This is a genomic window from Streptomyces sp. NPDC014656 (assembly GCF_043084305.1).
In the GTDB taxonomy this organism is placed as follows: domain Bacteria; phylum Actinomycetota; class Actinomycetes; order Streptomycetales; family Streptomycetaceae; genus Streptomyces.
In genome coordinates, this window is record NZ_JBIBZN010000013.1 from 44,801 (window position 1) to 57,097 (window position 12,297).

The 12,297-nt window shown below is 71.1% G+C and carries 14 protein-coding genes; 11 read left to right on the forward strand and 3 right to left on the reverse strand.

Annotation, left to right across the window (positions count from 1 at the left end; genetic code table 11):
• Positions 1 to 88 precede the first annotated feature (88 nt).
• Together ACF1ED_RS26625 and ACF1ED_RS26630 are read left to right on the forward strand one after the other, a co-directional pair.
• Complete coding sequence (locus ACF1ED_RS26625) at positions 89 to 1,264, forward strand: acyltransferase family protein (protein ID WP_391764566.1); 1,176 nt, start codon at positions 89 to 91, stop codon at positions 1,262 to 1,264.
• Positions 1,265 to 1,469: 205 nt separating this feature from the next.
• The gene (locus tag ACF1ED_RS26630; protein ID WP_391764568.1) at positions 1,470 to 1,838 is read left to right on the forward strand and encodes a DUF6344 domain-containing protein; all 369 of its coding nucleotides are present in this window, start codon (positions 1,470 to 1,472) and stop codon (positions 1,836 to 1,838) included.
• A gap of 195 nt (positions 1,839 to 2,033) precedes the next feature.
• Here ACF1ED_RS26630 and ACF1ED_RS26635 read toward each other — a convergent pair whose 3' ends face one another.
• Complete coding sequence (locus ACF1ED_RS26635) at positions 2,034 to 2,804, reverse strand: DUF5324 family protein (protein WP_391764570.1); 771 nt, start codon at positions 2,802 to 2,804, stop codon at positions 2,034 to 2,036.
• A 240-nt stretch (positions 2,805 to 3,044) separates the two neighbouring features.
• Here ACF1ED_RS26635 and ACF1ED_RS26640 point away from each other — a divergent pair, with 240 nt between their 5' ends.
• Both ACF1ED_RS26640 and ACF1ED_RS26645 read left to right on the forward strand, forming a co-directional pair.
• Complete coding sequence (locus tag ACF1ED_RS26640; RefSeq protein ID WP_391764883.1) at positions 3,045 to 3,563, forward strand: peptidylprolyl isomerase; 519 nt, start codon at positions 3,045 to 3,047, stop codon at positions 3,561 to 3,563.
• A 23-nt stretch (positions 3,564 to 3,586) separates the two neighbouring features.
• Entirely contained in the window at positions 3,587 to 4,450 is an 864-nt protein-coding gene (locus tag ACF1ED_RS26645; protein ID WP_391764572.1) for a rhomboid family intramembrane serine protease, read from the forward strand.
• Positions 4,451 to 4,752: 302 nt separating this feature from the next.
• On the opposite strand, the gene crgA is transcribed toward ACF1ED_RS26645, so the two are convergent.
• Positions 4,753 to 5,007: a cell division protein CrgA gene (gene crgA, locus ACF1ED_RS26650; RefSeq protein WP_030493743.1), complete on the reverse strand. Its 255-nt coding sequence runs from the start codon at positions 5,005 to 5,007 to the stop codon at positions 4,753 to 4,755.
• A gap of 140 nt (positions 5,008 to 5,147) precedes the next feature.
• Here crgA and ACF1ED_RS26655 point away from each other — a divergent pair, with 140 nt between their 5' ends.
• From ACF1ED_RS26655 to ACF1ED_RS26685, 7 genes are all read left to right on the forward strand, one after another.
• Entirely contained in the window at positions 5,148 to 5,927 is a 780-nt protein-coding gene (locus tag ACF1ED_RS26655; protein WP_391764574.1) for a DUF881 domain-containing protein, read from the forward strand.
• Between the two features lie 82 nt (positions 5,928 to 6,009).
• Positions 6,010 to 6,204 (forward strand): hypothetical protein, encoded by a 195-nt coding sequence (locus tag ACF1ED_RS26660; RefSeq protein ID WP_158983227.1) that lies wholly within the window; start codon positions 6,010 to 6,012, stop codon positions 6,202 to 6,204.
• Positions 6,201 to 6,839: an aminodeoxychorismate/anthranilate synthase component II gene (locus tag ACF1ED_RS26665; RefSeq protein ID WP_391764575.1), complete on the forward strand. Its 639-nt coding sequence runs from the start codon at positions 6,201 to 6,203 to the stop codon at positions 6,837 to 6,839. Before ACF1ED_RS26660 ends, ACF1ED_RS26665 begins: the two co-directional genes overlap by 4 nt.
• The gene (locus ACF1ED_RS26670; protein ID WP_391764577.1) at positions 6,836 to 8,155 is read left to right on the forward strand and encodes a class E sortase; all 1,320 of its coding nucleotides are present in this window, start codon (positions 6,836 to 6,838) and stop codon (positions 8,153 to 8,155) included. The genes ACF1ED_RS26665 and ACF1ED_RS26670 overlap by 4 nt, the downstream gene beginning before the upstream one ends.
• Before the next feature lie 202 nt (positions 8,156 to 8,357).
• Positions 8,358 to 8,792, forward strand: a complete 435-nt coding sequence (locus tag ACF1ED_RS26675) for a hypothetical protein (RefSeq protein ID WP_391764579.1) — start codon at positions 8,358 to 8,360, stop codon at positions 8,790 to 8,792.
• Complete coding sequence (locus ACF1ED_RS26680) at positions 8,777 to 8,980, forward strand: hypothetical protein (RefSeq protein ID WP_391764581.1); 204 nt, start codon at positions 8,777 to 8,779, stop codon at positions 8,978 to 8,980. The genes ACF1ED_RS26675 and ACF1ED_RS26680 overlap by 16 nt, the downstream gene beginning before the upstream one ends.
• A gap of 358 nt (positions 8,981 to 9,338) precedes the next feature.
• Entirely contained in the window at positions 9,339 to 10,016 is a 678-nt protein-coding gene (locus ACF1ED_RS26685) for a class E sortase (RefSeq protein ID WP_391764583.1), read from the forward strand.
• 86 nt (positions 10,017 to 10,102) lie between these two features.
• Here the strand turns inward: ACF1ED_RS26685 and pknB are convergent, their stop codons facing one another.
• The gene (gene pknB / locus ACF1ED_RS26690) at positions 10,103 to 12,157 is read right to left on the reverse strand and encodes a Stk1 family PASTA domain-containing Ser/Thr kinase (protein ID WP_391764585.1); all 2,055 of its coding nucleotides are present in this window, start codon (positions 12,155 to 12,157) and stop codon (positions 10,103 to 10,105) included.
• Between the last annotated feature and the right edge of the window lie 140 nt (positions 12,158 to 12,297).

Genomic DNA, 12,297 nt, shown 5'->3' on the forward strand with positions numbered 1-12,297 from the left:
ATCCACGGCCTTTCCGAGGTCGGCTCCGCGCCGACGCCGCCCGCCCCGGGGTGGCGCGATGGCGATGTCGAGGTGGGGGTCTTCCCGAGTGTCGAACGTGGTGCAGTCCGCGCCGTCCGCGGACCGAGCGGCGAGCCAGGAGCCGCGGTCCGCCCCGCCGTCCCCGTCCCCGGAACCGTCCCCGGACCCGTCGCCGGCCCCGTCGCCGCTCCCGTCGCCGGTCCCGTCGTCGTCCTCGCGGAAGCGAGGGCGGCTGTACGTCCTCGACGGGCTCCGCCTCGGCGCCGCGCTCATGGTCGTCGCCTACCACTACACGGCCCTGGGCGCGGCGGCCTGGGACCGCCCCGCCCAGGAGGTCTTCCCCGGGGTCTCCCGCTTCTCCTCGTACGGCTACCTCGGCGTCCAGCTCTTCTTCGTGATCAGCGGCTTCGTCATCTGCATGAGCGCCTGGGACCGGCCGCTGAAGGCCTTCTTCGTCTCCCGCGTCGTGCGGCTCTACCCGGCCTACTGGTTCGCCGTGCTCGCGACCACGGTCACCCTCGCCCTGATCCCGGGCGAGCGGCAGCGCCTCCCCGGGTACGACGTCCTCACCAACCTGACCATGCTCCAGGAGCCGCTCGGGGTCCGGCCCGTGGACGCGGTCTACTGGACCCTCTTCGCGGAGATCCGCTTCTACCTGCTCTTCGCCGTCCTCGTCGGGATCGGCCTGACGTACCGGCGGGTGGTCCTCTTCTGCTGCGTCTGGGGAGCCGTCTCGCTCCTCGTCACCGAGGCCGGTCCCGGGCCGCTGAGGACCCTGGTCATGCCCGAGCACAGCTGGTTCTTCATCGCCGGGACGGCGTTCTACCTGATGTACCGCTTCCGCCCGAACCTGCTCCTCTTCGGCATCGTCGGCTTCTCCTTCTGCGTCTCCCTCGCGCCCGCCGTGGAGCAGTTCGAGCACGTCTCCCGCGTCGGAGGGCAGGCCCGCTGGCCGGTGATCGCGGTCCTCGCCGTCATCTTCGGCCTCATGGCGCTGATCGCGACAGGGAAGCTGTCCGGCGTCCAGTGGCGCTGGCTGCCCGTCGCGGGGGCGCTGACCTACCCCCTCTACCTGCTGCACGAGTTCATCGGCTGGGAGGTCTTCGGCCACTTCTCGGCCCGGGGCGTCCACCCGTGGGTCCTCGTCGGCGCGACGACGGCCGGGATGCTGGTGCTGTCGTACCTGGTGTACCGGCTGGTCGAGGCCCCGCTCAGCGGCTGCCTCAAGCGCCGGCTGAGCTAGGGGCGCCGCCCGGGCGCTGAGCCGGACGGGTGGTGTTCATCGGAAGAACTGCGCGGCCGCGGCGTCGCTCCGCCGGATCCCGGCGTGCGTACACATCATGAGAAAGGTATGTAAAGCGCGCAACCCGGACAGATCCGTTCGGGGAGCGCGGGGATCCCTTTCCGTACGCGCCCGTCGAACGCCGAACACACGAAAGTGAGGGGCCATGGCCACCGCCAAGGTCAAGCAGTTCTGGACCGCATTCATCTCCGTCCTCTTCGCCCTGCTCGCCTCCGTCGGCCTGGCGGCCCCCGCCGCCGCCCACGGCCAGGCCCCCGTGACCCAGCCCGAGGAGCCGGCCGCTCCCCTCGCCCGTACGTCCGCGGAGCGCACCGCGACCGTCGTGGCGCAGAGGCGGGCGGAGCCCTGGGCGCCCGTCCGCCGGGGCTCGCTGCCGCCCACGATCAAGCAGCGCATCGGCGCCGAGGCGCACGGCTCCTCGCCCGCCGCCCGCACCCTCCGCTCCGCCGCCACGGAGCCGCTCGCGAACGACCCGGCCACGCTGACCCGGCTGGCGCTCGCGACGGCCGCCTAGGGTGCGGAGAGAGCGCGACGCCTCCCTCCCCGCACCCGACCCGTCCGGAACGGACCGGCTGTCCGGAACCGACCGGCCGAACGGGATGAACGGCCTCAAGGAACTGAACGGCCTCAAGGAACTGAACGGCCTGAATGGCTCGAACCGGATGGACGGCCCGAACGGGATGAACGGGATGAACGGACCGGCCGCCGATCAGCGGCGCTCGTCCGGCTCCGTGGACCCGGCCCCCGGCTCAGGCTCAGGCTCCGGCTCGATCCCGGACACGCTCCCGACCTCGGTCCCGGACTCCGTGACGCTCCCGGACTCCGCGACCACCCGCGCACCGGCCTCGGCCCGATCGCCCGAGAGCCCGTCCGACGCGGACGGCATGCCCGAGCCCTCGTCCACCTCCGTGGGAGCCGGCGGCTCGACCAGCCAGTCGGGGTTGGCCTGCCTGTCCCACCACTTCCAGGCGGCGACCGCGCCGCCGACCAGCACGCCGAGCACGGCGAGCCCCTTGACGAGACGCCCGGCCCTGGCCCGGCGCTCCTGCTTCCTCACGATCTTCCGGACGTCGTCCGGCGTCACCTGACCGCGCAACGCGGCCCAGGCGGCAGTGGAACGCGACCCGGCCTCCTCCAGGACGGGACCGGTCGCGGCGACCGCGTGCTCGACACGCGGAACGGTGTAGTCGGCCACCTGATGGGCGACCGAGCGGGTCCGAGCCGCGGCGCGATGCGCGGCGTCGTCGACCCGCGGCGGCACGTGCGGCGCCACGTACGCCGCGTACTGCACCCGCGCCTGCGCGCGTGCCTGCCGAGCGGCACTCGACACCTTGGGTGCGAGCCGCACCCGCGCCTCGTGCGCATAGTGCGCGGCCTGGTCCTTGGCCGTGCCGGCGTACGGCGCCACCGCGTCCGCGGCGTGCAGGACGCTTTCCTTCGCCGAATCCGTAGCGGCGCGCACGCTGTCCATGCGAGTCACGGGTTCCTCCTCCTCGGTGGCGAGCGATGTCGGTTTTTCGCCTTTCCATCCTTTTCGGCATCATGCCTGCCGGGACGAAGTCCGGCATGCGGGGCTGGCATCCGGGGCATGCGGGGGATGCGAACGGGCCGTTCGGGGCCGCTCCGGCATGCGAGGATCGACTCGCCAGGGCCGCGGACGCGTGAGGCGATCCGTTCCGCGGCGTGACGCACGACCAGGGAGGGAAGGCGGACCGTGGCCATGCCGTACGCGATCCTCAAGACCAGCGCGGGCGACATCGAGGTGCGCCTGCTGCCGTTCCACGCGCCGAAGACGGTGCGGAACTTCACCGAACTCGCCTCGGGCGAACGCGAGTGGACCCACCCGGCCACCGGACGGGTCTCCACCGACCCCCTCTACGACGGCACGGTCTTCCACCGGGTCATCGGCGACTTCATGATCCAGGGCGGCGACCCGCTGGGCACCGGCACGGGCGGCCCCGGATACGAGTTCCCGGACGAGTTCCACCCCGAGCTGTGGTTCGACCGCCCGTACCTGCTGGCGATGGCCAACGCCGGGCCGGGCACCAACGGCTCGCAGTTCTTCATCACGGTCGGCCCCGCGACCTGGCTCAACCGCAAGCACACCATCTTCGGCGAGGTCGTGGACCCCAGGAGCCGGGCGGTCGTGGACGCGATCGCGAAGGTCCCCACCGACGCGCAGACCCAGCGGCCGCTGACGGACGTCGTGGTCGAGTCCGTGGTGATCGAGCAGCGCTGACCGGGAAGGACGGGACCCCGCCCATGGACACGCAGTCCGGAACGCCGCACTGCTACCGCCATCCCGGCACCGAGACGGGCATCCGCTGCACCCGCTGCGAGAAGCCCATCTGCCCGGAGTGCATGATCTCCGCCTCCGTGGGCTTCCAGTGCCCCGACTGCGTCCGCGGCGGCTCGGGCACCGGGCACGCGGCCGACGCCAACCAGGCCAGGACGCTCGCGGGCGGCCGGGTCAGGACCGACGACCGGCTGGTGACCAAGATCCTCATCGGGGTCTGCGTCCTGGTCTACGGCCTGGTGCTGGTCCTCGGCGACCGGTTCGTCGACGAGCTCTATCTGATCGGCTTCTTCGACCCGGTGCTCGCAGAGCCGTTCGGGGTCGCGGCCGGCGAGTGGTACCGGCTGCTCACCTCCACGGTCCTGCACCAGGAGCCGTGGCACATCCTCTTCAACCTGCTCGGCCTGTGGGTGATCGGCGGGATCGTCGAGCCCGAGCTGGGCCGGTCCCGGTACGCGCTGCTGTGCCTGCTCTCCGGCCTCTCCGGCTCCGTCCTCGCCTATGTGGTCGCCGCGCCGAACCAGCCCTCGCTCGGCGCCTCGGGGATCGTCTACGGCCTCATCGGCGCCTGGGCGGTGCTGGCCCGGCGGCGGCGTCACGACATGCGGCCGGTGGCTCTCTTCGTGGCCCTGTCCCTGCTGATGACGTTCACCCGTCCGGGGATCTCCTGGGAGGCGCACGTGGGTGGACTGGTGGCCGGCGCGCTGGTGACGTACGTGTTCGTCCGGGCGCCCCGGTCCCGCCGGGAGCTGATCCAGTACGGCGCCTGTGGACTACTGCTGCTGATCGACGTGGGCGTCGTGGCGGGCCGCACGTTCGCGCTCACCTGAGTACACAGGTCTGTGGATGAGCTGGGGAAGTGAGCTTTCCCCAGAGTTATCCACAGCGTGGGCAAGTTCTCCCCACCTTACGGAAAACGAGTAAGCCCCCTGCCTCTGACCTGGGATTTCTCCCGGGAGGCAGGGGGCTCAGCTCTGCTGTGGAAAGCCGATCGCAGTCATACCGGTGTCAACCCGGTGCGAGTTATCCACAGATCTTCTTAAGTTATCCAGTGCTGTGCACAACGCTGTGGATAAACTCTGGGGTGAGCTTGACGGCAGGCGGGCGGACCCGATAAGCGCCGCTAAACCGCTCACTTCCACTGTGTGGAGACACCGAACCCGGCGGCGATGAAGCCGAAGCCGACCACGATGTTCCAGTTCCGGATCGACTCGATCGGAAGTGAACCGTCGGTGACGTAGAAGACCACGATCCACACCAGACCGATGGCGAACAGGGCCAGCATCACCGGGGCGACCCAGCTGCGGTTCGTCAGCTTGATGTTGGCGGCCTGCTTCGCCGGCGGGGGCGTGTAGTCGGCCTTCTTGCGGATCCGTGACTTCGGCACGAGGGACTCTCCTGTCGATGCGCTGCGTGACCGCGCAGGGAACTGTGGCTGTCGCCGGGATGTGACGTAGCAGGTCGACTGCGCCCCCCGGGCGTCCGTTAGCGTAGTGGTTCCGCGGCGCAGAAGGGGATCAGGGTACGTTGAGCAATTCCGCCGGCACTCCGGGCGAACCCCCGGCCGGACCGGACCGGGCCACCCGCTGGCGCCCCGTCCGGCTCCTCACCCTCGCCGTCTTCGCCCTCGCGGGCCTGCTCTTCGTGACCAGCTTCAACACCGCCAAGGGCACCAACATCCGCACGGACGCCTCCCTGCTGAGGCTCTCGGACCTCATCGAGGAACGCAGCCACAAGAACGCCGGCCTCGACGAGTCCACCGCCGCCCTGCGCGGCGAGGTCGACTCCCTCGCCGCCCGCGACGACGGCTCGACGGCGGCCGAGGACCGCCGCCTGAAGGCCCTGGAGGCCGCCGCCGGCACCACCGAGATCTCCGGCACCGGCCTCACCGTCACGCTCGACGACGCCCCGCCCGGCGCCCAGGCCGCGCCCGGCTACCCGGAGCCCCAGGCCAACGACCTGGTCATCCACCAGCAGGACCTCCAGGCCGTCGTCAACGCCCTCTGGGAGGGCGGCGCCCGGGGCATCCGCGTCATGGACCAGCGGCTCATCTCCACCAGCGCGGTCCGCTGCGTCGGCAACACCCTGATCCTCCAGGGCCGCGTCTACTCGCCCCCCTACAAGATCACCGCCATCGGTGACCGGGGGAAGCTCGACAAGGCCCTCGCGAACTCCCCGGCGCTCCAGAACTACCAGCTGTACGTGAAGGCCTACGGGCTCGGCTGGAAGGTCGACGACCACAAGGACGTGACCCTCCCCGGCTACACCGGCGCGGTCGACCTCCACCACGCCAGGCCCGCCGCGTAGCCCGCCGGGCGGACCACCCGCCGGCGGTTGTCCACAGGCTTCGGACAGCTTCCCCCCGAGGGCGCCACCGACCCGTACTCTGGTGCCCGTAACGAACGGAAGGGGCGACGACGTCATGTACGGCTGGATCTGGCGGCACCTGCCGGGGAACGCGTTCGTGCGGGCGCTGATCTCCCTCGCACTGGTCCTCGGGACCGTCTACGTCCTCTTCCAGTACGTGTTCCCCTGGGCGGAGCCCCTGCTTCCGTTCAACGATGTGACGGTGGACGGCCAGTGAGCGCGCGAATTCTCGTCGTCGACAACTACGACAGCTTCGTCTTCAACCTCGTGCAGTACCTCTACCAGCTCGGTGCCGAGTGCGAGGTGCTCCGCAACGACGAGGTGGAGCTGAGCCACGCCCAGGACGGCTTCGACGGCGTGCTGCTGTCGCCCGGCCCCGGCGCCCCCGAGCAGGCCGGCGTCTGCATCGACATGGTGCGGCACTGCGCCGCCACCGGGGTGCCGGTCTTCGGCGTCTGCCTCGGCATGCAGTCGATGGCCGTGGCCTACGGAGGCGTCGTCGACCGCGCCCCCGAGCTGCTGCACGGCAAGACCTCGCCCGTCGTCCACGACGGCAAGGGCGTCTTCGCCGGCCTCCCCTCGCCGTTCACGGCCACCCGCTACCACTCGCTCGCCGCCGAGCCGGCCGACCTGCCCGCCGAGCTCGAGGTGACCGCGCGGACCGAGGACGGCATCATCATGGGCCTCCGCCACCGCGAACTGCCCGTCGAAGGCGTCCAGTTCCACCCCGAGTCGGTGCTCACCGAGCACGGCCACCTGATGCTCGCCAACTGGCTGACGCGGTGCGGAGACGAGGGAGCGGTCGGCCGGTCGGCGGGTCTCGCGCCGGTGGTGGGCAAGGCCCTCGCGTGACCACGGGCTCGCCGTGGTTCCGGGCCTCCGAGCAGCCCGGCGCCGAGCCGATACCCCAGGAACACGGACCCGGACCCCACGGCCACGAACAGCGGGACCCGTACGGCCACGAACAGCAGGCTCCGTACGGCCACGAACAGCAGGCTCCGTACGACCACCAGCAGCAGGGCCCGTACGGCTATGAGCAGCAGGGCCCGTACCCGTATCCGTACCCTGCCGGGCAGCCGTACGGGCACGACGCCGGAGCCCCCTACGAGACCGCACCCGGGACCTCGTACGAGAGCGGCGCCGGGACCTCGTACGAGACCGCTCCCGGGAGCTCGTACGACCACGGCCCCGGGCCCGCTTACGGCTACGAGACCGCGGCTCCCGTCCACGAGGTCCCGCACGCGGCGCCCCAGGAAGCCGTCCACGAGCCCATGAGCGAGCCGTACGGGGCCGAGGGGACGCGGGAGCTCCCCCAGGTCGCCGAGGAGGCCCCGGCGCCCGTGGAGCCCCTTCCCGGGCCCGGACGGGCCGAGCGCCGCCGGGCCGCCGCGAAGCAGGGCCGCGGCAAGGGCCGCCCGGCCGCGGGACCGGCCCCCGGTACCCCCGCCGGCCGGCCCCTCTCGCGGGTCGAGGCCCGCCGCGCCGCCCGGGAGGCCAAGGCGGCCAAGGACAGCGTCGGCGTCGTCGTCGGCGAGCTGTTCATCACCCTCGGCGTCGTCATGCTGCTCTTCGTCGCCTACCAGCTGTGGTGGACCAACGTCCTCGCCGGCCAGGAGACCAACCAGGCCAAGGAGAAGATCGAGGACACCTGGGCCAAGGGCGAGAGCAAGCCGGACGTCTTCGCCCCCGGCGAGGGCTTCGCCATCATGTACATCCCCAAGCTGGACGTCGTCGTCCCCGTCGCCGAGGGCATCAGCAAGCCCAAGGTCCTCGACAAGGGCATGGTCGGCCATTACGGCGAGGGCAAGCTCAAGACCGCCATGCCCGCCGACAAGCAGGGCAACTTCGCGGTCGCCGGCCACCGCAACACCCACGGCGAGCCGTTCCGCTACATCAACCGCCTCAAGCCCGGCGACCCGATCGTGGTCGAGACCCAGGACGCGTACTACACCTACGAGATGGCGAGCATCCTCCCGCAGACCGAGCCCTCGAACATCTCCGTCATCGACCCCGTCCCCAAGGGCTCCGGCTTCACCGGACCCGGCCGCTACATCACCCTGACCACCTGCACGCCCGAGTTCACCAGCACCTACCGCATGATCGTCTGGGGAAAGCTGGTCGAGGAACGCCCGCGCAGCAAGGGGAAGCCGACCGCGCTCGTGGGCTGAAGTGCCCTCCTCGCGATCTCTGGCGAGCGTGACCCGTGTCGTTCGCAGGTTCCTGCATCGAACAGGCGACCTCTCCCCGATGGCGTCGTCGATCTGATGACGGCACCGCCGGCGGGGGGGAGTGGTGGAGAGGACCGGCGAAGTCCTCACGCCCACCGTTCTCGCGGAACGTCTGGGCCGGCGTGCCGATCTGGCGGCCGGGATGACCGGTGCGCTGCTGTCGGAGCATGGGAACGCCGCCGACGTGGACGCGCTGGCCTCGGGTGTGGAAGCGGATGGCCGGGGGCTGCCGGCGAAGGCGTGGATGGCGCTGCGTCGCCTGGGCCGGATGCTGCTGCTCGCCGCGTGCGGCGGCCAGCAGGCCACGATCGAGCGCTCCGAGGGCGGACATCGAGGGCTGCTGCGGATCCGGCCTCCGACCCGGCCGGCTCCGCGGACGTACGCGGACTGGACCTGGGTGGCCCGCCCGATCACGCTGCCGCCCACGGTGCCCGCGAACGCGGTGCTCCACCTTCCCGCCCTGCGCACCGAGGCCGGGAGAATCCGGGGCGACCTCGCCCACACCCACCCCGTCACCCCGTACCCAAGGCCCGTCGCGCCGGGCACGCGGTCGCACTCGGGGTGGACCGGGGCCTGAACACCCTCCTCAGCGCGGGCGCCGTCCGGCTCCACGGCGACGGGCGGATCACCGCGCTCGGGGCGGGCGGACAGTTCCGGGCCGGTGGTGTGCCGGCCAAACAGCACCGGCTCCGCCGTATCGGCGAGCACCTGCGCTCCAAGTCCGACAGTCCGACCACTACGCGCCGCTCGCCGACCCCACCCTGAACAGCAAGGCGGAACGGCTGGCGGAGGAGATCCGGCACGCCTCGCAGCGCCGGTCGAACCTCAACACCGCCCTCCCCGAGGCTGCCCGGTCGGACCGCTCCAAGACCGGCCCCACCGGCCCCGCACCCACCGCCCCGCGCAGCCCACCGGCACCAGGGCGTGACCACGATCAGCACACCCGGCACCGGCCGGCATCGACCACAAGGGGCAGCGCCGGGCGCGGGGTTCCACCTCCACGCCCACGCCTCCTCACCCAGGTGGACAGCACCCATACCGGACCCTACGGTTCGGATGGGGCCGCTCGGCTGATCAGAGACGCTGAGACCCCACACCTCCAGAAGGGACGAGGGCCGACCCAGTGTCACGTGCGCGCAACCGGATCGCCGGGCTCATCAGCGTCTTCGGTGAACTCCTCATCACAGCCGGCCTCGTGCTCGGGCTCTTCGTCGTCTACTCGCTGTGGTGGACGAACGTGCTCGCCGACCGTGCCGCCGACAAGGAAGGCGCGCAGATCCGCGGCGAATGGGCCGACCCGGGCCCCGGGGCGCTCGACACCAAGGGCGGGCTCGGCTTCCTCCACGTCCCCGCCTTCGGCGGCGACGAGATCCTGGTGAAGCGGGGCACCGGCAGCTCGATCCTCAACAACGGCGTCGCCGGCTACTACACCGAGCCGGTCAAGTCGGCGCTCCCGCAGGACAAGGAGGGCAACTTCACCCTCGCCGCGCACCGGGACGGCCACGGCGCCAAGTTCCACAACATCCACAAGTTGAAGAACGGCGATCCGATCGTCTTCGAGTCCAAGGACACCTGGTACGTCTACAAGGTCTACAAGACCCTCCCGGAGACCACGAAGTACAACGTGGACGTCCTCCAGCCCGTCCCCGAGGAGTCCGGCAGGACCGAGCCCGGCCGGTACATCACCCTCACCACCTGCACCCCCATGTACACCTCGGACTACCGGTACATCGTCTGGGGAGAGCTGGCCCGCACGGAGAAGGTCGACGCGGACCGCACCCCGCCGGCCGAGCTCCGCTGAGGAGGACGCGCACAAGGAGAGAGCCCCGGAGTCCTGCGAAGGACTCCGGGGCTCTCCGTTTCCGCGTCGCGCGCGGGGGCGGCCCGCTAGTCGAACCAGCCGCCGATGTTGTTCTCGCCGTTGTTGTCACCGTTGTTGTCGCCGCCGCCGCCCGGCTGGCCGCCGTTGCCGCCCGGGTTGCCGCCGCCCACGTCCGCGGTGAACAGGGTGACCGAACCGCCCTTGTTGACCGTCTGCCCGCCGGCGGGAGCCGACTGCACGACGCGGGCGTCGTCCTTGTCGACACCGGCCACCACGACCGAGACGCCCTGGCTCTGGAACCAGTCCCGGACTTCCTTCAGCGTCTTGCCGGCCAGGTCACCGGGGATCGTGACCGGAGTCACCTGCGGGCCCTTGGAGACCTTCAGCGTGATCTCGACGTCCAGCGGCTGGTTGCTCGGGCCCGCCGGGTTCTGCTCCAGCACCATGCCCTTCGGCTGGTCGCTGTCGACCTCCTCCTGCTTCACGTTGGTGAACTGGAGGCCGTTCAGCTGCTGGAGCGCCAGGCTGATGTCGCGGTTCCGAACGTCCGGCAGCTGCGTCAGCTTCTGCTTGGCGACGGTGAGGGTCACCTCGGAGTTCTTCTCGGCCTTGGTGCCGTTCTGCGGGTTCTGCCGCAGCACGGTGCCGGGGTCCTCCTCGGACTCCTCCTCCTCGACCTTGACCTTGAAGCCCTTGCCCTCCAGGGTCTCCTTGGCCCGCTGGAGCGACTGCTCCTGGACGTCCGGGACCTCGACGAGCGGCGCGCCCTCGGAGACCCACACCTGGATCGTGTCGTTGACCGCCATCTTGCCGGCGCCGTCGGCGGCCGGGTCCTGGCGGCAGATCGCGCCCGTGGGCTGGTCGCAGCGCTCCTTGCCCGCCTCCGCGACCTGCACCTGGGCGTTGGTCGCGGACCGCTTCGCCTCCTCCATGGTCTGGCCGACCAGCGGGGGCACCAGCGTCTGCTGCGGGGTGTCGTTGGTGTCCATGAGGTAGCGGGCGATGAAGATCGCGCCGACCAGCACCAGGACGCCGCAGAGCGCCAGCAGGATCGTCGAGGCGTTCGACTTCTTCTGCCCGCCGCGCCGGCGGTCCGGACGGTCGTCGTAGCCGTCGTACCCGCCGTAGCCCCCGCCGTCCGGCGGGACCGGCGGCATCATCGAGGTCTGGCCCACCGGGTCGGCCTGCCGCAGCGCGGTGGTCGCCTGGTCCTCCGGCGGGTATCCGTAGCCGTTGTACGCCGGGGCCGCCATGCCCATCGCCGCGGCGGCCGCGACCGGCTGCCCGTCGAGGCACGCCTCGATGTCCGCGCGCATCTCGTCGGCGGACTGGTAACGGTAGTCGGGGTCCTTGACCAGCGCCTTGAGGACGATGGCGTCCATCTCGGGCGTGATCTCGGCGTCGAAGTTGCTCGGCGGCTGCGGCTCTTCCCGGACGTGCTGGTAGGCGACGGCCACGGGAGAGTCACCGATGAACGGCGGCCGGACGGTGAGGAGTTCGTACAGCAGGCAGCCGGTGGAGTACAGGTCGGAGCGGGCGTCGACCTGCTCGCCCTTGGCCTGCTCCGGGGAGAGGTACTGGGCCGTGCCGATGACCGCGGCCGTCTGCGTCATGGTCATGCCCGCGTCGCCCATGGCGCGCGCGATGCCGAAGTCCATGACCTTGACCTGGCCGGTGCGGGTCAGCATCACGTTCGCGGGCTTGATGTCGCGGTGCACGATGCCGGCGCGGTGCGAGTACTCCAGCGCCTGGAGGATGCCGACCGTCATCTCCAGCGTGCGCTCGGGCAGCAGCTTGCGGCCCGAGTGCAGCAGCTCGCGGAGGGTCGAGCCGTCGACGTACTCCATCACGATGTAGGGGATGGAGACCCCGTCGACGTAGTCCTCGCCGGTGTCGTAGACGGCGACGATCGCCGGGTGGTTCAGGGAGGCGGCGGACTGTGCCTCGCGGCGGAACCGGGCCTGGAAGGACGGGTCACGGGCCAGGTCGGCCCGCAGCGTCTTCACGGCGACGGTGCGACCGAGCCGGGTGTCCTGGGCGAGGTACACCTCGGCCATGCCACCACGGCCGAGCACCGAGCCCAGCTCGTACCGGCCGCCGAGGCGACGCGGCTCTTCCATAGCTAATCCAGCCCTCTCCGTCTGTCCCGACCGCACCCTGGGGTGGTCCGGCGGTGTGTGCTGTCCGCGCATACGGTACCGGCCCCGAAGAGCCGCACCACGCGCGGAGGGCAGCTGATACGTGACCGGTACCTGGCGGG

What these genes read in the sequence shown, in the direction of transcription:
- ACF1ED_RS26640 (WP_391764883.1), top strand. Translation starts at nt 3,045, where the DNA reads ATGCCGTACGCGATCCTCAAGACCAGCGCGGGCGACATCGAGGTGCGC.
- ACF1ED_RS26645 (WP_391764572.1), top strand. Translation starts at nt 3,587, where the DNA reads ATGGACACGCAGTCCGGAACGCCGCACTGCTACCGCCATCCCGGCACC.
- ACF1ED_RS26675 (WP_391764579.1), top strand. Translation starts at nt 8,358, where the DNA reads ATGACCGGTGCGCTGCTGTCGGAGCATGGGAACGCCGCCGACGTGGAC.
- pknB (WP_391764585.1), bottom strand. Translation starts at nt 12,157, where the DNA reads ATGGAAGAGCCGCGTCGCCTCGGCGGCCGGTACGAGCTGGGCTCGGTG.
- ACF1ED_RS26630 (WP_391764568.1), top strand. Translation starts at nt 1,470, where the DNA reads ATGGCCACCGCCAAGGTCAAGCAGTTCTGGACCGCATTCATCTCCGTC.